Genomic DNA, 19270 nt, shown 5'->3' on the forward strand with positions numbered 1-19270 from the left:
ACTTCTCTCCGCCGCGACGGCGATCGGTCACGAGGCGGTCTCCGGCGGTTCTCGTACGGCCGTAGCCCCGACACCTTTCTGGAGGTCACCGTGGAGTTCGGCTTCGCGCCGGAGGACGACGCGTTTCGCCGCGAAGTCCGCGCCTGGCTCGACACGCACGTCCAAGCCGATGCGGACCGGCGCGGCTGGGAGCGCACGCTCGGGGCCGCCGGATGGATCGGGCTCGGGTGGGCCGAGGGCGGGTACGGGAACCGGACCGCCACGCTCACCCAGCAGGTCGTGTGGGCCGAGGAGTACGCCCGGTCGGCCGCGCCCCCGCGCTCCGGGCACATCGGGGAGAACCTGCTCGCCCCGACGCTCATCGCCCACGGCAGCGACGAGCAGAAGGAACGCTTTCTGCCCGCCGTCGCCGCCGGGGAGGAGCTGTGGTGCCAGGGGTACAGCGAACCCGGCGCCGGCTCCGACCTCGCCGGCGTGCGGACCGCGGCCGTACGCGAGGCGGACGGCTACCGCGTCACCGGGCAGAAGATCTGGACCTCGCTCGCGCACGACGCCGACTGGTGTTTCGTGCTCGCGCGGACCGAGCCCGGCTCGCGGCGCCACCACGGACTGAGCTTCCTGCTCGTGCCCATGGACCAGCCGGGCCGGATAGAGGTCCGCCCCATCCGCCAGATGACCGGCACCAGCGACTTCAACGAGGTCTTCTTCGACGGGGCGCACGCGCGCGTGGAGCACGTCGTCGGCGGCGAGGGCAACGGCTGGCGCGTGGCCATGAGCCTGCTCGGCTTCGAGCGCGGCGTGTCCACCCTCGCCCAGCAGATCGGGTTCGCCGAGGAACTGGGACGGGTGGTGCGGGACGCCGTGGCGACCGGCGCCGCCGACGACCCGGTCGTACGGGCGCGGCTCGTGCGGCAGTGGGCCGAGCTGCGGGTCATGCGCTGGAACGCCCTGCGCACGCTGGGCGGTTCGGCCGCCGAGCCCGGCGCGCCCAGCGTGGCCAAGCTGCTGTGGGCCGGCTGGCACCAGCGGCTCGGGGAACTCGCCGTGCTGGTGCGGGGCGCCGGCGCGGGCGTCGGGCCGGCCGACTGGTCGGCCGCGGCGCCGTACGAACTGGACACCGCCCAGCACCTGTTCCTCTTCTCCCGGGCCGACACCGTCTACGGCGGCTCGGACCAGGTCCAGCGCACGATCATCGCCGAGCGGGTGCTCGGTCTGCCGAGGGAACCCAAGGGGGTCGAGTCGTGATGCGCGCAGTGGTGTTCGACGGGAAACAGGTGCAGGTCGTCGACGACCTGGACGTACGCGAGCCGGGGGCGGGGGAGGTGCTGGTCTCCGTCGCGGCGGCCGGGCTGTGCCACAGCGATCTGTCCGTGGTGGACGGGACCATACCTTTCCCTGTTCCTGTGGTGCTCGGACATGAGGGTGCCGGGGTGGTGGAGGCGATCGGTGTGGGGGTCAGCCATGTCGCGCCCGGGGACCATGTCGCGCTGTCCACGCTCGCCAACTGCGGTGCCTGCGCCGACTGTGACCGTGGGCGGCCCACCATGTGCCGCAAGGCCATAGGGCGGCCGCAGAAGCCGTTCACGCGCGGCGGCCGGGCCGTCTACCAGTTCGCGTCCAACTCGGCCTTCGCGGAACGGACGGTCGTCAAGGCCGTGCAGGCGGTACGGATTCCTAAGGACATCCCGCTGACCTCGGCCGCCCTCATCGGCTGCGGCGTGCTGACCGGGGTGGGCGCCGTACTGAACCGCGCCCGCGTCGACCGCGGCGACACCGTGCTGGTCATCGGCACCGGCGGGATCGGGCTCAACGTCATCCAGGGCGCCCGGATCGCGGGAGCGCTGCGGATCGTGGCCGTGGACGCCAACCCGGCCAAGGAGGAGGTGGCCCGGCAGTTCGGCGCGACCGACTTCCTGACCTCGACGGACGGCGTCAGGGACCTGCTGCCGACCGGGGTGGACCACGCGTTCGAGTGCGTCGGCCGGGTCGAGCTGGTCCGGCAGGCCGTCGACCTCCTGGACCGGCACGGCCAGGCCGTCCTCCTCGGCACACCCGCCGCCACCGCCGAGGCGTCCTTCGTCGTCGCCTCGATGTTCCTCGACAAGTCCATCCTCGGCTGCCGCTACGGCTCCTCCCGCCCCCAGCGGGACATCGCCCTGTACGCCGAGCTGTACCGCCAGGGGCGCCTGATGCTCGACGAACTGGTCACCGCGGCCTACCCGGTGGAGGACTTCGAGAAGGCCCGCGCCGACGCGGAGGCGGGACGGGTGGCACGGGGGGTGCTCACGTTCTAGCGAACCGGGGCGGCCCGGGAGGTCAGTGCCGGACGCCGACGCCGGTGCCGCCGGGGTGCCGGGCTTCGCCGACGCCGGACCGGAAGGTCCGGCGGTAGGCGGTCGGGGTGACGCCGAGCGCTGTCTGCAGGTGCTGCCGCATCGACTGGGCCGTGCCGAAGCCGGCGTCCCGGGCCACCTGATCCATGGAGAGCTCGGTGGACTCCAGGAGGTGCCGGGCGCGTTCGACGCGCTGCTGGGTGAGCCACTGGCCGGGGCTGATGCCGGTCTCCTCACGGAAGCGGCGCGTGAAGGTCCGTACCGACATGGCCTCCTGCTCGGCCATGTCCCGCAGTTGGAGGGGCTCGTGCAGCCGGGCGAGGGCCCAGGCGCGGGCGGCCGTGGTGCCGGCGACCTGCGGGTCTGGGACCGGCCGGTGGATGTACTGGGCCTGGCCGCCGTCCCGGTGCGGGGGGACGACCGTACGGCGGGCCACCTCGTTGGCGACGGCCGTGCCGTGATCGCGGCGGACCATGTGCAGGCACAGGTCGATGCCGGCCGCCACCCCGGCGGAGGTCAGCACGTCCCCGTCGTCGATGAACAGGACGTCCGCGTCCACGTTGACCCGCGGGAACAGCCGCTGGAGATGGTCCGCTTCGGCCCAGTGCGTGGTCGCCGGGCGGCCGTCCAGGTAACCGGCGGCGGCCAGCACGTAGACGCCGGTGCAGATGGAGGCGAGCCGGGTGCCGGGGCGGATGCGGGCGAGGGCGGCGGCCAGTTCGGGGGTGAGGACACCCTGCTCGAAGACCGGGCCCAGCTCGTACGACGCCGGGATGACCACCGTGTCGGCGGTGGCCAGCGCCTCCGGGCCGTGCGGCACGTGGACCGCGAAGTCGGCGTCGGTCTCGACCTGCCCCGGCGGCCGGACCGAGCAGGTCACGACCTCGTACAGGTGCCGTCCCCGCGCGTCCTTGGGCCGGCCGAAGATGCGGTGCGGGATGCCCAGTTCGAAGGGGAGCAGACCGTCCAGGGCGAGGACGACGACTCGGTGCGGGCGGAAGCCGGGGTCACTGCTCATGGCCCGATCCTAGCGAATACTGTCCTCCGGGCCACTCGATGGAGTGAATCCGCTGGCCGAAGCTGTATGGCGTGACCCAGACAAGCGAAGCCGCAGCCGCCCTCGCCGAGGGCTCCGAGCCGACCCGCTCGCCGCGCATCAACCGTGCCTGGTTCGTCGCCGCCGTCACCTTCGTCACGATCGTCGGCGCGGCCGCCTTCCGCTCCCTGCCCGGCCTGCTCATCGACCCCCTGCACCAGGAGTTCGGCTGGTCGCGCGGCACGATCGGCGCGGCCGTCTCCGTCAACCTCGCGCTGTACGGGCTCACCGCGCCGTTCGCGGCCGCTCTGATGGATCGTTTCGGCATCCGTCGGGTGGTGGCCGTGGCCCTGACCGTGATCGCGGTCGGCTCGGGCCTGACCGTGTGGATGACGGCGGCCTGGCAACTGCTGCTGTGCTGGGGCCTGCTGGTGGGCCTCGGCTCCGGCTCGATGGCCCTCGCCTTCGCCGCCACGGTCACCAACCGCTGGTTCACCACCCGGCGCGGCCTGGTCAGCGGCATCCTCACCGCCGGCTCCGCCTCCGGCCAGCTGATCTTCCTGCCGCTGCTGTCCTGGATGGTCGAGCGACACGACTGGCGCCCGGCCGCCGTCACCGTCGCCCTCGCCGCCCTCGCGGTCGTCCCCTTCGTCTGGCTGCTGCTGCGCGACCACCCGGCCGACGTGGGCCTGAAGCCGTACGGCGCGGCGGACTTCGTACCGAAGCCGGCGCCGGTCACCGGAGCCGCGCGCCGGACGGTCGGGGTGCTGCTCTCCGCCGTCCGCACCGGGCCCTTCTGGCTGCTCGCCGGCACCTTCGCGATCTGCGGCGCCTCCACCAACGGCCTGGTCCAGACCCACTTCGTGCCCGCCGCCCACGACCACGGCCTGCCGGTCACCACGGCGGCCTCGCTGCTCGCGGTCATCGGCGTCTTCGACGTCGTCGGCACGATCGCCTCCGGCTGGTTCACCGACCGCTTCGAACCCCGCCGGCTGCTCGCCGTCTACTACGCCCTGCGCGGCCTCTCCCTGCTCTTCCTGCCGATGCTGCTGGGCCCCGCCATCCACCCCCCGATGATCTTCTTCATCGTCTTCTACGGCCTCGACTGGGTGGCCACCGTCCCGCCCACGCTGGCCCTGTGCCGGGAGCACTACGGCGAGGACAGCGCCATCGTCTTCGGCTGGGTCCTCGCCTCCCACCAGATCGGCGCGGCGCTCGTCGCCTTCCTCGGCGGTGTCGCCCGCGACGCCTTCGGCACCTACGACATGGTCTGGTACGCCTCCGGAGCGCTGTGCGCGGCGGCGGCCCTGATGGCCCTGGTGATCCGGCGCCGGCCGACGGCCGTGGTGCCCGCCCTGGCCGTCTAGAGGGAGACCGTCGGGCGCCGTCCGGGACCGGCTCGGGCCGGTGCGTGGCGTCCTATGGTTCCGGGATGAGCAACTCCGCCGCGGCCGCCGTCCTCACCACCGCCGACCTGCCGGAAGCGATACGCGCGGTGCGTACCTTGTTGGGCCTGGCGGACATCGATCAGGGAGAGGTCGACTTCGAAGCCGTGATCAGGTCGCCGGATGTCCTGGCGCGAGTACGTCAGGTACTGCCGCGGGCACTGGCTCGCCGATCAAGTGGGTGGCCGGTTCACGGGCAGGGTGGAGTTGGCACCTCTGTAACCCCTCTCCGTGACTCCTCGGCAAGCGGGCGGGACGGCCGCCTCATCCGCCTCCGCCACCTGACCGGCCGGACATGTCCTGGCCGTCCGCTCCGAGCCCGGTGAACCGCCCCCGGTGGAACAGCAGCGGTCCGTCGGCGGGGTCGGCCGCGCCCAGCGCGTTCACCCGCCCCACCACGATCAGGTGGTCGCCGCCCGTGTGGACGGCGTGGATCGCGCAGTCGATCCACGCGGCGGCGCCGGTCAGGCGGGGTGCGCCGGACACCGGGGCCGTGTCGTACGCGACCCCCGCGAACTTGTCCGCGCCGCTCACCGCGAAGGCGCGGCACAGCTCGCCCTGGCCCGCGCCGAGGACGTTGACGCAGAAGACGCCCGCGCGGGCGATGCGCGGCCAGGTGGCCGATGTGCGGCCGACCATGAAGCAGACCAGGGGCGGGTCGAGGGAGAGGGAGGAGAAGGACTGGCAGGCGAAACCGGCGGGGGAGGGTTCGCCTTCGGCGGCCGGTGCGGTGACAACGGTCACTCCGGTCGCGAAGTTCCCCAGTACCCGCCGGAACTCCGTCGCGTCGACCGGCGCCCGCTCGTCCGCGCGTACACACCGCAACTCCGGGCGCGGCAACGCCTCCACGGGCCCCGGCGCGGGGGCCGACCTGAGGTAGCGGACGGCGGCCGCGGCCGCCCCTGCGTGTCCCATCACAGCTTCATTGAAGCTGACGCAGCGTCAGATGGGAAGTCCGGTGCCGGACCCCCTACGGCCGCGGCCGTAAGGCGTCCGGCCGGCGTCACCGGCCCCGGAACTGCGGGCTTCTGCGCTCCACGAAGGCCCGCAGCCCCTCCTGGGCGTCCCGCGTCGTCATGTTGATCTCCTGGGCGGCGGACTCGGCCGCGAAGGCCGCTGCCCGGTCGTTGTCCAGGGACGCGTTGACCAGCTGCTTGGTCAGGGCGAGGGCACGGGTCGGACCGGTGGCGAGCCGGGCGGCCCAGTCCCGCGCCGTCCTGGCCAACTCCTCGTCCCGTACGACCCGGTTGACCAGGCCGAGGCGCTCGGCCTCCGGGGCGGACAGGGCGTCGCCGAAGAACATCAGCTCCTTGGCGCGGTGCGGGCCGATCAGGCGGGGCAGGAGATAGGCGCCGCCGCCGTCGGGGACCAGGGCGCGGCGGACGAACACCTCGATGAAACGCGCGGATTCGGCGGCCAGGACCAGGTCGCAGGCGAGCGCGAGATGGGCGCCGAGACCCGCGGCGGTGCCGTTGACCGCCGCGATCACCGGCTTCTCGCAGTCGAGGACGGCGGCGACCAGACGCTGGGCGCCGAGCCGGATGGTCCGGGCCACGTCGCCGGGAAGACGTTCGGCCGCGGCGCCGCCGCGCAGATCGGCGCCAGCGCAGAAACCCCGGCCGGTCCCGGTGACGACCACGGCCCGTACCGAGGGGTCCGCGGAGGCCTCGGAAAGCAGTTGGATGATGCGTTCCCGCTGGTCAGGGGTGATGGCGTTGAGGGATTCGGGCCGGTTGAGGGTGATCTGCGCGACCTGATTGTCAGTGGCGTGCAGTACCAATGACTCAACGGAAATTTCCGGCTCGTCATTCTTTGCGGGCTCACGGGGGGAATGGGACATGTTCATCTCAGCGGCACACCGCCAGCGCGTCCAGCGCCACCGCGCCCTGGCCCTCGGGCAGCACCATCAGGGGGTTGATGTCGAGCTCGGCGAGCTGGTCGCCGAGCTCCAGGGCCATCCGCTGGACCCGCAGGATCACCTCGACGAGCGCTTCGACGTCGGCCGGCGGCCGCCCCCGGACCCCGTCCAGCAGGGCCCGCCCGCGCAGTTCGGCGAGCATGGACCGGGCCTGCTCCTCACCGAACGGCGGCACCCGCACGGCCGCGTCGTGCAGGACCTCGACCAGGACCCCGCCCAGCCCGACGGTCACCGTCGGCCCGAACAGGGCGTCGTGCGTGACCCCGACCACCATCTCCACGCCCCGCTCGACCATCTGGCAGACCAGCACACCGTCGAGGGCGACGCCCTCGTAGCGGGCGATGTCGGTCAGCTCCCGGTAGGCGTCCCGGACCTGGCTGGCGGAGGTCAGCCCGACCTTCACCAGGCCCAGCTCGGTCTTGTGGGCGATCTGCGCGCCGGACGCCTTCATCACCACCGGGTAGCCGACCAGCCCCGCCGCGCGCACGGCGGCGGCCGCGCTGGTCACCAGCTGCTCACGCGGCACCCGTATGCCGTACGCGCGCAGCAGCTGCTTCGCCGCGTGCTCGCTCAGCTGCTGCCCCGGCCGCATCAGCGCGAGCGCCTTGCGGTACGAGGGCGAGGGCGTGCGCGGGGCCTCGTCGAAGGGGGAGTGGTAGGCGCGGACGAAGCGGTGGTGGTCGAGGTAGGCGCGGACGGCGGTGAGACAGTTGCCGACCGTGCGGAAGGTGGCCACCCGGGAGGAGCCCAACAGGACCTCCCGGTAGGCGGGTTCGGTGCCGACCGGCGAGCCCCACACCACGCACACCAGCTTGTCGGTCGCCTCCGCCGCGTCGACCAGGTCCCGCACCAGCCGGTCGCTGAGCGGCGGGAAGGGGCCGGTGATCGGGCAGATCAGCACCCCGACCTCGGGGTCGGCGAGGATCGCGTCGATGATCTTCCGGCCGCGCCAGTCGCCCACCGGATGCCCGCCGTTGTCGACCGGGTTGGCCACGCTCAGGTACTCCGGTATCCACTGGTGCAGCTCGGCCTGGAGTGCCTCGGACAGCACCGGCAGCTTCAGTCCCGCGCCGGACGCCAGGTCGGCGACGTGCGCGCCCGTGCCGCCCGAGATCGAGTAGACGACCACCCCGTCGGCGCGCGGCGCCCGCGCCCGGGCCAGCAGGGCCGCGGTGTCCTGGAGTTCGTCGAGGCCGTCGACGCGGATCACGCCGTACTGGCGCAGCGCCGCGTCGATCACGTCGTCCGCGCCGGTCAGCTTGCCGGTGTGGGAGGCGGCGGTGCGGGCACCGGCCTCGGTGCGGCCGACCTTCACGGCGACCACCGGCACCTTGCGGCGGGCCGCGCGGTCGGCGGCCAGCAGGAAGGCGCGGCCGTCCTTGATCCCCTCGACATAGCAGGCGATGGCGCCGACCTCGGGGCGTTCGGCGAAGTAGGAGATGAAGTCGGCGCTCTCCAGGTCGGCCTCGTTGCCGGTGGGCGCCCAGTGCGAGAGGCGGATGCCGAGTTCCTGGGCGGCGAAGACGGGCCGGCCCTGGTGCCCCGACTGGGTGATCAGCGCGATCGCCGGTCCGTCCAGGTCGTCCCGGAACCGCTCGAAGGCGTTCAGGTTGGTGTTCGGCCCGAGCAGCCGCAGCCCGGAGCGGCGTACGGCGGCCGCGAGCCGGACCTGGGCCGCCGCTCCCTCCACGCCGGTCTCGGCGAACCCGGAGGCGAAGGCGACGGCGAACTTCACCTTGGCCTCGGCCAGTTCCTCGATCACCGGAAGAGGGTCGGCGACCAGGAGTACGGCGAGGTCGACCTGCTCGGGCAGGCCGGCGACGGAAGGAGCGCAGGCGATGCCGAAGACCGACGGCCGGGTCGGATGCACCGGGTGCACCCGGGCCCCGACCCGCTCGGCCCAGTCGAGGAGCTGCCGGGTGATACCGGTGTTGGGCCGTCCTTCGGCGTCCGAGGCGCCGATCACGGCGACGGACTCGGGCCGGAAGAACCTGTCCAGATCCGGTACGTCCGCGTACAGCGGCCGTCCGCTGACGTCCTGCTCGTCCGCGTCGGCCGTCCGGCCGTGGACTGCGGGCCCGGGACGCTGCTCACCGCAGGCGATGACCCGGGCCCGGCGGGAGTCGGTGGTGAGGGTGCCGTGGGTTGATCCAAGCATCGTTCCGCCCGCTCCTGTGTGACAGCACAATTAACTGACGCAGTGTCAGATTACTGAACTGACGCTGCGTCAGGAACTGGTCTGCACGCAAAGTTGAGGCCGAAAGCGCTCCTCGCCTCTCCCGTCACCGCCGGCCGGGGGCGGCCCCCACCCCTGTGGCATCCGCTCGCCCGGCCACACCGCATCGCACGGCCGCGCGGGAAACCCTCATTGTCCCAGCGCCGCGGCGCACGGCAGGCGGGAGATCCGGCCTTGTCCCGGGGCGGTCGGCGAGGGGCCTGTCCGGGGCGGCGGCCTACGCCCTCCGCTGTCGCTTGGCGACCGCCTTCGCGATCTTCTCCGCGTCGATCGCCATCTCCCGGAACATGCCGCTGATGGGGTTGGTGTAGCCGGTGAAGTAGAGGCCGGAGGCGTTCTTCGGGGTGCGCGGGCCGTGGGTGACCGGGTGGCCGCGGTCGTCGAGGACGTCGAGGTGGCCGACCAGGCTCTCCAGGGCGCGCACGTATCCGGTCGCGGCGATCACCGTGTCGGGGGAGACGAGGGTGCCGTCGGCGAGGGTGATCTTGCCGTCCTCGAAGCCGTCCACGGCGGCCACGATCTCGACCTTGCCCTCCCGTACCGCGTCGACGAGACCGACGTCCAGGACCGGGATGGCGCCCTGGCCGACCCGGCTGTAGAGGCCGGTGTCGGGGCGGGGCAGGCCCTGGGCGGCCAGGTCGGGCACGCTGACCTTGGCCATCGTGCGGGCCAGCCGGTCGACGAGGGACACCGGGAGGCGTCGTACCAGGATCGAGTTGTACTGGGCGGCCCAGCCGGCGGTGGAGCGGCGCACGATGTGCGGGACCGTGCGGACGGCGAGCCGTACCCGGGAGGCGCCGCCCTCCACCAGGTCGACGGCGATCTCGGCGCCGGTGTTGCCGACCCCGATGACCAGTACGTCCTGGCCGGCGAAGGGCTCGGCGTTCCGGTACTCGCCGGCGTGCAGGAACCGGCCGCCGTAGGTGTCCAGGCCGGGCCAGCGGGGGATGTGCGGGGTGTGGTTGAAGCCGGTGGCGACCACCACCGCGGAGCCGGTCAGCTCCCGGCCGCCGGAGGCGTGCAGCAGCCAGCCGTCACCCTCGCCACGCTCCACCCGGGAGACCTCGACACCGGTGACGATCTCCAGTTCGTGGTGCTCGGCGTACTTCTCCAGATAGCGCACCACGTCGTCGCGGGAGACCCAGCGGCCGAAGCGGCGCGGCATGGGCAGCCCGGGCAGCGCGGAGAGGCGGCGGGTGGTGTGCAGCCGGAGGCGGTCGTAGTGCCGGCGCCAGGACGCGCCGACGTCGTCGGACTTCTCCAGGACGACGGCGCGGATGCCCCGGGCTCGCAGCGCGTACGCGGCGGCGAGCCCTCCGGGGCCGGCGCCGATGACGTAGACGGGCGAAACAGTGGGGGGAAACACGGCCATGGGCGGGAGCGTAATCACGCGTCAGGTTGATGGGTCTCGGTCAAGACCGGAATTGGTTGCGGATTGATCACACCCGTAGGAGAAGTGGGTGGGACTTGTGACGTAGCCCACTTCATCTGAACGGAAACGAAAGGGAAGGGGCGTGAAAAGGCCCGCGCCGCCGGGCTCCGGTGCGCGGGAGCCCGACGGCGCGGGTGGGCGGTGTCCTTGGACAGACGGGAAAGGACACCGCGTTCGGGGAGGCTATCGCGGTCGTGAGGGGCCTATCTCGATTGTGAGAGGTTCTTACTTCCGCGGTGGTTTCTCAGCCCTGCTTGCCCTTCTCGGCCTTGCTGTTTCCCTTGCCCTTGCGGAAGCCCGTCACCTCGGCGATCCAGGTGATGAAGTCGCCCGGGTCGGTGTTGGCGCCATGACCCTGGTCCCAGTAGTAGAGGTGGTTCACGTCATCGCCGAGATTGTCCAGGCGGGCCGCCAGGTTCGCGGAGATGACGTGCGAGGTGTCGGTGTCATTGGTGCCGAGACGGATCCACCAGTGCTTCGAGCGCCTCTCGTTGACCTTTTCCACCAGGTGGAACATCGGGTTCATCAGGTTCAGCTTCTCGGGGATGTCGCTCGCGACCCGCTTGGTGCTGAGACCGGTGGAGTCATTCTTCGCGCCGAAGGCGGTGAAGTGACGGCTTTCGGTCGTACCCGCTCCGAACTCATTGTTTTCGCCGGCCGACAGATCGAAGGCGTCGAAGGCGGGGGTGGTCTTCTTGCGGGCGCCGACGTGCGTGAGATAGCCGTCCCAGTCGAAGGTGGCCCTGCCGCCGGACCAGGTGATGAAGGTGTTGGCGGCCAGGTAGGTCTCGCGGTCCGAGTCCGACAGAGCGGCCAGATAGGTGGTGGCGGACGGCTCCAGGTACTGCTTGAGCAGGTACGCGTCGTAGTTGCGGGCGGTCAGCGGGCCGAAGCCGTCCAGACCGCGCAGCTTCAGGGCCGCCTGGTACTCGGCGAACTGGCCCCGCAGGTCCTTGGACACGGTCTGGTCGACGACCTTGCCGGTGGACTGGGTGGCGTTGGAGCCCCAGTTCCACTCGTAGGCGCCGTCGGCGTGCTCCAGGTCGGTGATCGGGCACCAGGCGCCGGTCGCGAAGATCGCGTCCGAGGCGTCGGCCGCGCCGATCTCCTCGAGGTACTTGTCGTAGACCGGGCTGTCGCCGGACGCGCCGAGCAGCGAGGACAGGGCGCCGCCGGCGCTGGTGCCGGCCGACACGATCCGGTCGACGTCGCCGGGGACGAGGCCGCGGTTGGCCTTCAGGTACCGGACGGCCGCCTTGAGGTCGACGATCGCGGCGGGAGCGGTCCCGTAGTACTCGCCGCCGGAGTTCTTGAGGGTACGGCCGCGGGCGCCGGGCTCCACGACGACGTAACCGGCGAGCAGTGCCAGCAGCTGGTTGGAGGCGGTGGCGCCGCCGGTGGCGTTGGTGTTGCCGTTCGCGTTGGAGGTGGTGGAGGCCGACGCGCCGGGCGCGGCACCGCCGGCGGGGGCACCGCTGGGAGCGCCGCCGCCGGCGCTCATGCCGCCGGCGCCGACACCGGTGGCGTCCGCCACGGAGGAGGGCATGTAGCCGCCGACGGAGTTGGCGAACAGGATCGGCGCGTTCGTCGGGTCGACCGTCTCGCCGTCGATCTCGACCGGGGCGCTGACGACGAGCGACTGGTAGGTCTCGTCCACCGGCTTGGCGACGTAGGTGATCGCCTTCCAGAAGTGGTAGGTCACCGAGTGGTCGTCGCCGTCCGTGTCCGTGACGGTCGTCGTCAGCTTCGTGTACGCGTCCGGGTCGAACTTCAGGGAGTCCGAGGAGCCCGACGAGGAGCCGCTCGACGCCTGTGCGCTGAGGGCGATGCCGCCGACTGCCGCGACACCGGCCGTGGTGCCGATGCCCATGACCACGGTCCTGCGTTTCACTGCCCTGTGCTTCACCTTGCTGCCTCTCGTGTGCGGGCTCCTTGGCCTTGCGCATGCGAACGTAGTTCGATGCCGACAAAATCGTCAACAATATGCCGGGATTCATGGCCGACCCACAGCCCCATGGGAATCACACAGCTTTTGCCCAGCGCCCTCTGGGCTCCCGCAGTCATCTGACATAACGTCAGATTCATGGATGCGACGAGTGCGACAGGTGCGCCGAGTGCGCCGCCGACCGCGACGAAGGGCGACCGGGACCGGCCGGCCGCCCGGCGGTACGACCTTCCCGAACCGGACGCCTTCACCCGCCCCTACTGGGAGGCGGCGGCAGAGGGCCGGCTCCTGCTCCGCCGCTGCCGCTCCTGCGGCCGGGCCCACCACTACCCCCGGGAGTTCTGCCCGCACTGCTGGAGCGAGGACGTCACCTGGGAGCCCGCGACCGGCCGCGCGGTCCTCTACACCTGGTCCGTCGTGCACCGCAACGACCTGCCGCCCTTCGGCGGCCGCGTCCCCTACGTCGCCGCCGTGGTCGACCTGGCGGAAGGCCCGCGCATGATGACCGAGCTGGTGGACACGCCCGAGCCGCGGGCCGGACTGGAGCTGGAGGTCGCCTTCCGGGCAGGCGTGCCGGTGTTCCGCGCCGCGCCACGCTGAAAAGACAGCCGGTGAAAGAGCCGGTGAAGGAGCCGGTGAAAACAGGGACGCGCCGGAACGGGTGGGCCACCACCCGGCACAGAGGCTTCAATGACCCCATGGCCCAGATCGACGAACAGCCCGCCGCCCGCCGCCCCGACGTCCCCCCGCACGGTCACGACCTGCGCCTCGACCGCTGGAACCCGGACTCCCCGGCCCACGCCGAGGCCTGGCTGCGCGGCCGTACCGACCTGGACTTCCTGCGCTGGAACACCCCCCTCCAGCCGGACATCGACCTCGCCGGGGCCCGTGCCGCCCTGCTGAGGCAGCGTGAGCAGGCGGCCGCCGGCGGCTGCGCGCCGTTCCGGATCGCGGACGCGGAGAGCGGTACGACCCTCGGGCACATCGGCATCAACATGATCGACCGGGTGTCCCGTTCGGCCCGGGTCGGCTACTGGGTGCTCCCCGAGGCACGGGGCCGCCGGGTCGCCACCCACGCCCTGACCCTGGCCGCCCGCTGGACCTTCACCGAACTGGGCCTCTACCGCCTGGAACTGGGGCACGCCCTCGGCCACGAGGCGTCCTGCCGGATAGCGCGGACGTGCGGATTCCCGTACGAGGGGACCCTGCGCGGCGCGATGTTCGAGGCGGGCCGGCCGAACGCGTTCCGGGACGCCCACCTGCACGCCCGCCTCGCCTCGGACCCGGAACCGTCCCTGGATTAGTTCACGTGCGGGGTGCGGCGGCCGACCGCGACCCGCGAGTAGCGGGCCCAGCCCCTAGGGCCACAGCAGGTGCTTGCGCCAGGTGCCGTCCTCCTCCGCGACGTACCGGAGCCGGACGTGCCGCCGCTCCGGGTCGCCCTGGAAGAACTCGGCCTCCTCCGGGCGCAGTCGGTAGAGGGTCCAGGTGGGGGAGGGGGCGGCCGGGTCGGCGCGGGCCCGTTCCCAGGCCGCCTCCGACTCCTCGCGCAGCTCCTCCAGCGAGGACAGGATCCCGCTCTGCCTGCCGGTGAGGGCCGCCGCCAGGGCACCCGTGGAGCGGGCGTGCAGGTCCGCCTGGCCCTCCTCCGAGGGGGCCGCGGTGACCGGCCCGCGGAGCCGGACCTGGCGGCCCAGCACCGGCCAGTAGAAGGCCAGCGCCGCGTAGGGGTGGGCGCTCAACTGATGGCCCTTGCGGCTCGTCACATGCGACGCGAAGGACCAGCCCTCCGGGTCCGCGCCGTGCAGCATCACGATCCGTACGTCCGCCCGGCCCTCCTCGTCCGCCGTGGCCAGCGACACGGTGTGCGGCTCCGGCTGCCCGGCCGCCACCGCCTCCGCGAACCACGTCGTGAAGAGGGGGAGCGGGGTGTCGGGTGCCGACGCCGGGTCGAACGGCCGTAGCTCCGTGATCTCGGGGGACCAGACCCGGAGCGACTTCAGGAGCGTGTGGAGATCCGTTGCTGCCATGTGCCGAGTATCACTCGGGGACCCTGGACAGCCGCACCAGCAGGACCTCGTACGGCGGCCCGGCGTGCCCGGAGGTGCCCGGGTGCCGGACTCCCGGGCACAACCGAGCAAATCCCTGCGAACACCTGTGCCCCGGCCCCACACTGTCCGGCATGAGGGGACCCGGGACCGTGCGAGTGGCCGTACGCCACGTACTCGGCGACGCCGGACGGCCCAGGGCGCGGACCGCCACCTGGGCCGCACGTGACTTCCGGCTGGTCCGGCCGGCCGTGGGCCGGGACCGCGTCGAGCTGGAGTGCCCGGTCTGCTCGGCCGCACTCGTCGCCGAGGTCCGCGACCACGCCCGTACCCGGCGCGTCCGCCTGACCTGGGGTGCGGTCTGCCTCATGACCCTGGCCCTGTTCGCCGCCTCGCTGGCCTACGCCGTCCACGAGGGCGGCCGGACCCTCCCGGCCGGGCAGTCGCCGCCGCTGCTCCTCCCGGTCAGCGTGGCCGCGGCCGTCGTGACCCTGGTCATCACGCCAGCCGCCTGGGCGCTCGCCCGCAACCACGTCGGCGTCGCCCTCGTCGACACCCCCGGTTCCCGTCGCGGCCACCGCATCGTGCCGGTGCGCCGCTGAGGCACTCCTCAGTGCCGGGCGAACTGGACCCCGGTCCGCTGGACCGTGTCCGGGCGCACCGGGAGCGCGGGCACGGTGAGCTGTTCCCCGTAGATGTCGGTGAGGCGGAGCCCGCCGCCGCAGCCGGTGCCCTGTTCGGAGAGGAAGTAGTTGTACCCGGTGCGGGTCAGCGCCAGCCAGCCGCCGCCGGTGCGGACCTCCAGGCGGGCCAGCGGGTTGCGGTGGCCGATCGCCTGGATCCCGCACCAGTACTGGGTGGAACCGGTCTTGTAGCGGATCGAGACCGTGTCCGAGGTGGCCGGGCTCAGCAGGCTCCAGGTGATCGCGATCCGGCCCACCGAGAGCGGCGCGAGCTTCGCGAACGCCTGGTGGCTGAGGTCGAGTTGGCCGACCGCGCAGGGCGCCGGGCACTCGTTGGTGATGCGTACGGTGAGGGACGCGCCGCTCGCCGCGCGGACCGATACGTACGCCCCGCACGCCTTCGCCGTCTCGTAGTCCGCGGTGTTCATCGCCGCGGTCATGACGTCGTCGGTCGGGCCGTACGAGCAGGCGCCGTCGCCGTTGCCGGCGTCGTAGGAGGTGGCGACCCCCTGGTAGGAGGCGCCGGGGCGGATCCGGCCGGCGGCGGGGGCCGTGGTGGTGGACGGGGTGCGGGCGGTGCCGGCCGCCGTGCGCCGGGCCGGGGTGGCGGACGGAGCCGCGGAGGCCGTCGGCGTGGTCCGTGCGCCCGCCGTGGGCTTCGCCGACGCGGAGGACCTCTTCGAGGGTGTCGGCGAGGCCGTCTCCGCCGCGCCCCCCTCGGCTTCCGACGAGGAGGACGACGAGGCCGAGGCCGCGGACACCGCCCGGTCAGCGGCCCCCTGCCCGGTGCCGGCCGCGTCGCCGGGACGGAAGGCCACGACCAGGGTCACGACCAGGGCGACGGCGGCCACGGCGGCCACCGCGAGCAGGGGGCCGCGGACCGGCCGCCACTCGAAGTTGCGTCCCGGACGCGGGCGTCGGCGATGTGAGGAGGAGGCCACGGAGCGATCCTTACGTGGTTCGGCGGTGCACGTCCTTCGAACGTCTGCTTCTGAACGTCGAAGCTTCCGGTACGCAGTCGCCGCCGCGGCCCGAAGGGTTGCCGCGGTCCGAAGAGTTTCCGCGGTCCGAAGGGTTGCCGCGGCCCGAAGGGTTGCCGCGGCCCGAGGCGTTGCCGCGGTCCGAAAGGCTGCCGCCGTCCTCCCTCGCCCTCCGTGTCACCCCGGCCCCTGGACCCCAGGGTCACCCAGGCCCCTGGCCTCCCGCTGTCACCCCCGCCCCAGCACCACCGTTCCCGAGGAGCAGAACCAGCCCCCCGTCCCGGACGCCACCGCCAGCTCCGGCAACCCCCCGGCCGGGCGGCGCACCTGCCGGTCGCCGGCCTCGCCGCGCAGCTGCCGTACCGCCTCCACCAGCAGGAACAGCCCTCGCATCCCGGGGTGTTGGGCCGACAGGCCGCCCCCGTCCGTGTTCACCGGAAGTTCGCCGCCCTCGACCCGCAGCCTCCCCTTCTCCACGAACGCCCCGCCCTCGCCCTTCGCGCAGAAGCCCAGGTCCTCCAGGGTTACCAGCGTCATGTAGGTGAAGGCGTCGTAGATCTCCGCGAAGTCCATCTCCGAGGGCCGGACGCCCGCCCGCCGGAAGGCCAGTTCGCCGCTGACCGCAGCCGGGGACACCGTGAAGTCCGCCCACTCCGACATGGCGGCGTGGGAGAGGCACTCACCCGTGCCCAGCACCCAGACCGGCGCGGTACGGCAGTCCGGTACGTACTCCTCGGCCGCCAGCAGCACCGCCGCGCCGCCGTCGGAGCGGATGCAGCAGTGCAGCTTGGTGAAGGGGTCCGCGATCATCGGGCCGGACAGGACCTCGTCGACGGTGACCGGGGTCCGGAACATGGCCTCCGGGTTCAGCGCCGCGTTCGCCCGTGCCTGGACCGCCACCTCGGCCAACTGCTCGATGGTCGTGCCGTGTTCGATCATGTGCCGACGGGCCGCCATCGCGTACTTGGCGATGAGCGTGTGGCCGTAGGGGACCTCGAACTGGAGCGGGCCCCCGGCGCCGAAGGAGAGGTTGCCGGTCCTGCGGCCCGCCTTGATGTCGGCGCGGGCCGTCGAGCCGTAGACCAGCAGGACCGCGTTGGCGTGGCCGGCCGCGATCGCGTCCGCCGCGTGCGCCGCCATGACCTCCCAGGTGGAGCCGCCGACCGAGGTGGAGTCGGCCCAGGTGGGGCGCAGGCCCAGGTATTCGGCCACCTCCACCGGGGCCAGGGTGCCCAGCCCCGCGGAGGCGAAGCCGTCGACCACCTCCCGGCCCAGGCCCGCGTCGGCGAGCGCGCGGCGGGCCGCCTGGGCGTGCAGGGTGTAGGCGGTGGCGTCGTCCACGCGACCGCAGTCGGACAGGGCCACGCCGACCACGGCGACCTTGCGGAGTCCGGTCATGAATCTGACGGTACATCAGATCCGCTCGACTCCGCCCCTGTGCATCTGCATCCAACACCCCTAGCATGACGGGCCGTCAGATCGTCAGGAGGTCCGGTCATGGACGCCCGCTTCACCGACGAGCAGGACGAGATCCGGCGCGCCCTGCGTGAACTACTCCACAAGCGATGCGGGACGGAGGACGTACGGACCGCCGTCGACCGGCCGGAGGGGCACGACCCCGCCCTGTGGACCGCCCTCGGCGAACAACTCGGCCTGCCCGGACTCGCCCTGCCCGAGGCGTACGGGGGCACCGGCTGCTCCGTCACCGAAGTCGCCCTCGCGGCGGAGGAATTGGGGCGCGTCCTCGCCCCCTCCCCGTTCCTCGCCACCGCCGTCCTCGCCGCCCCGCTGCTGCTGGAGCTCGGCACCGACGCCCAACGCGCCGAGCTGCTCCCGGGGATCGCCGACGGCCGGCTCACCGCCGCCCTCGCGGTCCCCGGCGCCCATCTCGGCACCGCCCTCGCGCTCACCGGCCCCGGCGGCGGCGACTGGGCCGGCGGCGGCCGGGCCGGCGGCGTCCAGGCGCGGCACCGGGGGGACCGGTGGCAGCTGTACGGGGAGGCCGACCAGGTGCTGGACGGGCACAGTGCCGGACTGCTGCTGGTCCCGGCGCACGCCGGCGGGTACGCCCGCTCGCGCGTCCTGCTCTTCCTGGTGGCGGGGGACGCCGACGGCGTCGTACGGACCCGGCGCACCACCCTCGACCCGACCCGCCCCCAGGCCAGGGTCCAACTGCGCCATGTGGCCGCCCAGCCGCTGGGCGACGAGGACACCGACGTCCGGCCCGCCCTCGCCGCCCTCGGCGACTTCGCGGCCGCCGTGCTCGCGGGCGAGGCGGTGGGGGCCGCGGACCGGGCGCTGGAGCGGACCGTGGAGTACGTCAAGCAGCGAGAGCAGTTCGGGCGGCCGATCGGATCGTTCCAGGCCGTCAAGCACCGGCTGGCCGATGTGCACGTGGCGGTGCGGGCGGCCCGGTCGGCGGCCTACTACGCGGCCTGGGCGACGGCCCACGGGGAGCCGGCGGGCCGACTGGCCCTCGCCCAGGCGCTGGAGGCGCTGCGGATGGCCGCCGCGGAGGGGATCCAGCTGCACGGCGGGATCGGGTTCACCTGGGAGCACGAGGCGCACCTGTCCTTCAAGCGGGCCGCCGGGGACGAGCTGCTCTTCGGGCCCGTGCACCGGCTGCGCGCGCAGGCCGCCGACGCGGCGGGGCTGTTCGGGGGACGGGAGGTGGCGGTGTGATCGGCGAACGCCTGGTGCGGAAGGTGGCGGCCAGCCGGGGGTTCCTGAAGGTCGCCCCGCATGTGGTCCCGGCCCTGGACCGGACCGTGCACCGGCTCAGCGGGGGCCGGGTGCTGCTCAGCGCGCAGATGCTGCCGGGGGCGATCCTGACGTCCACCGGCGCGCGCAGCGGGCTGCCCCGGCGTACGCCGCTCGCGTGCATGCCCCAGGAGGACGGCTGGCTGCTCGTCGGCTCCAACTACGGCCGGACCGACCACCCCGCCTGGACCTACAACCTCCTCGAGCACCCCGACGCCGAGATCAGCTGGAAGGGCCGGGACATACCGGTCACCGCCCGGCTGCTGACCGGGGCGGAACGGGCGGCCGCCTGGCGGCAACTCCTCGGTTTCTGGCCGCCGTACGCGACCTACCAGGAGCGGGTGGACAGGGAGCTACGGGTCTTCCGGCTCACCACGTCCCAGCGGGTGCCGTAGGGGGCGGCCCGAGGCGTGGCTCTCGTGGCGGGTGCCGTGGGGGCGGGCCGGGGTCTGGG

The 19270-nt window shown here is 72.9% G+C and carries 17 protein-coding genes; 8 read left to right on the forward strand and 9 right to left on the reverse strand.

Annotated features, from left to right (window positions below; all coding sequences use genetic code 11):
• Positions 1 to 90 precede the first annotated feature (90 nt).
• Positions 91 to 1245, forward strand: a complete 1155-nt coding sequence (locus ACZ4N4_RS34775; protein ID WP_467596312.1) for an acyl-CoA dehydrogenase family protein — start codon at positions 91 to 93, stop codon at positions 1243 to 1245.
• Positions 1245 to 2294 carry a Zn-dependent alcohol dehydrogenase gene (locus tag ACZ4N4_RS34780; protein ID WP_453565436.1) on the forward strand — a complete coding sequence of 350 codons (1050 nt, stop codon included), beginning with the start codon at positions 1245 to 1247 and terminating at the stop codon, positions 2292 to 2294. The genes ACZ4N4_RS34775 and ACZ4N4_RS34780 overlap by 1 nt, the downstream gene beginning before the upstream one ends.
• A 22-nt stretch (positions 2295 to 2316) precedes the next feature.
• Here ACZ4N4_RS34780 and ACZ4N4_RS34785 read toward each other — a convergent pair whose 3' ends face one another.
• Positions 2317 to 3351, reverse strand: a complete 1035-nt coding sequence (locus ACZ4N4_RS34785) for a GlxA family transcriptional regulator (protein WP_467596315.1) — start codon at positions 3349 to 3351, stop codon at positions 2317 to 2319.
• Positions 3352 to 3422: 71 nt separating this feature from the next.
• On the opposite strand from ACZ4N4_RS34785, the gene ACZ4N4_RS34790 reads away from it, so the two are divergent.
• Positions 3423 to 4736, forward strand: a complete 1314-nt coding sequence (locus ACZ4N4_RS34790) for an MFS transporter (protein WP_453565433.1) — start codon at positions 3423 to 3425, stop codon at positions 4734 to 4736.
• Between the two features lie 342 nt (positions 4737 to 5078).
• Here the strand turns inward: ACZ4N4_RS34790 and ACZ4N4_RS34795 are convergent, their stop codons facing one another.
• The 5 genes from ACZ4N4_RS34795 to ACZ4N4_RS34815 form a co-directional block, all read right to left on the reverse strand.
• Positions 5079 to 5729 (reverse strand): flavin reductase family protein, encoded by a 651-nt coding sequence (locus ACZ4N4_RS34795; RefSeq protein WP_467596318.1) that lies wholly within the window; start codon positions 5727 to 5729, stop codon positions 5079 to 5081.
• Between the two features lie 88 nt (positions 5730 to 5817).
• The gene (locus ACZ4N4_RS34800) at positions 5818 to 6654 is read right to left on the reverse strand and encodes an enoyl-CoA hydratase/isomerase family protein (RefSeq protein WP_467596321.1); all 837 of its coding nucleotides are present in this window, start codon (positions 6652 to 6654) and stop codon (positions 5818 to 5820) included.
• A 7-nt stretch (positions 6655 to 6661) separates the two neighbouring features.
• Positions 6662 to 8890 (reverse strand): acetate--CoA ligase family protein, encoded by a 2229-nt coding sequence (locus ACZ4N4_RS34805; RefSeq protein ID WP_467596323.1) that lies wholly within the window; start codon positions 8888 to 8890, stop codon positions 6662 to 6664.
• A gap of 295 nt (positions 8891 to 9185) precedes the next feature.
• Complete coding sequence (locus tag ACZ4N4_RS34810) at positions 9186 to 10340, reverse strand: flavin-containing monooxygenase (protein ID WP_467596326.1); 1155 nt, start codon at positions 10338 to 10340, stop codon at positions 9186 to 9188.
• 304 nt (positions 10341 to 10644) lie between these two features.
• Positions 10645 to 12270 (reverse strand): subtype B tannase, encoded by a 1626-nt coding sequence (locus ACZ4N4_RS34815; RefSeq protein WP_467596496.1) that lies wholly within the window; start codon positions 12268 to 12270, stop codon positions 10645 to 10647.
• Positions 12271 to 12483: 213 nt separating this feature from the next.
• Here ACZ4N4_RS34815 and ACZ4N4_RS34820 point away from each other — a divergent pair, with 213 nt between their 5' ends.
• Positions 12484 to 12945 (forward strand): Zn-ribbon domain-containing OB-fold protein, encoded by a 462-nt coding sequence (locus ACZ4N4_RS34820; protein ID WP_467596329.1) that lies wholly within the window; start codon positions 12484 to 12486, stop codon positions 12943 to 12945.
• A 98-nt stretch (positions 12946 to 13043) separates the two neighbouring features.
• Positions 13044 to 13649 (forward strand): GNAT family N-acetyltransferase, encoded by a 606-nt coding sequence (locus ACZ4N4_RS34825; RefSeq protein WP_467596331.1) that lies wholly within the window; start codon positions 13044 to 13046, stop codon positions 13647 to 13649.
• A 54-nt stretch (positions 13650 to 13703) separates the two neighbouring features.
• On the opposite strand, the gene ACZ4N4_RS34830 is transcribed toward ACZ4N4_RS34825, so the two are convergent.
• Positions 13704 to 14375: a pyridoxine/pyridoxamine 5'-phosphate oxidase gene (locus tag ACZ4N4_RS34830; protein WP_467596334.1), complete on the reverse strand. Its 672-nt coding sequence runs from the start codon at positions 14373 to 14375 to the stop codon at positions 13704 to 13706.
• A 152-nt stretch (positions 14376 to 14527) separates the two neighbouring features.
• Between ACZ4N4_RS34830 and ACZ4N4_RS34835 the strand changes: the two genes are divergently transcribed.
• Positions 14528 to 14995 (forward strand): hypothetical protein, encoded by a 468-nt coding sequence (locus tag ACZ4N4_RS34835; RefSeq protein ID WP_453565411.1) that lies wholly within the window; start codon positions 14528 to 14530, stop codon positions 14993 to 14995.
• Between the two features lie 8 nt (positions 14996 to 15003).
• On the opposite strand, the gene ACZ4N4_RS34840 is transcribed toward ACZ4N4_RS34835, so the two are convergent.
• Both ACZ4N4_RS34840 and ACZ4N4_RS34845 read right to left on the reverse strand, forming a co-directional pair.
• Positions 15004 to 16017: an expansin EXLX1 family cellulose-binding protein gene (locus ACZ4N4_RS34840; protein ID WP_467596337.1), complete on the reverse strand. Its 1014-nt coding sequence runs from the start codon at positions 16015 to 16017 to the stop codon at positions 15004 to 15006.
• Positions 16018 to 16284: 267 nt separating this feature from the next.
• Positions 16285 to 17454, reverse strand: a complete 1170-nt coding sequence (locus ACZ4N4_RS34845; RefSeq protein ID WP_467596340.1) for a thiolase C-terminal domain-containing protein — start codon at positions 17452 to 17454, stop codon at positions 16285 to 16287.
• 99 nt (positions 17455 to 17553) lie between these two features.
• On the opposite strand from ACZ4N4_RS34845, the gene ACZ4N4_RS34850 reads away from it, so the two are divergent.
• Together ACZ4N4_RS34850 and ACZ4N4_RS34855 are read left to right on the forward strand one after the other, a co-directional pair.
• Entirely contained in the window at positions 17554 to 18738 is a 1185-nt protein-coding gene (locus ACZ4N4_RS34850; RefSeq protein ID WP_453565404.1) for an acyl-CoA dehydrogenase family protein, read from the forward strand.
• Positions 18735 to 19211: a nitroreductase family deazaflavin-dependent oxidoreductase gene (locus tag ACZ4N4_RS34855; protein WP_467596343.1), complete on the forward strand. Its 477-nt coding sequence runs from the start codon at positions 18735 to 18737 to the stop codon at positions 19209 to 19211. Before ACZ4N4_RS34850 ends, ACZ4N4_RS34855 begins: the two co-directional genes overlap by 4 nt.
• Positions 19212 to 19270: the final 59 nt, after the last annotated feature.

Source organism: Streptomyces sp. NPDC026538, from assembly GCF_055567535.1.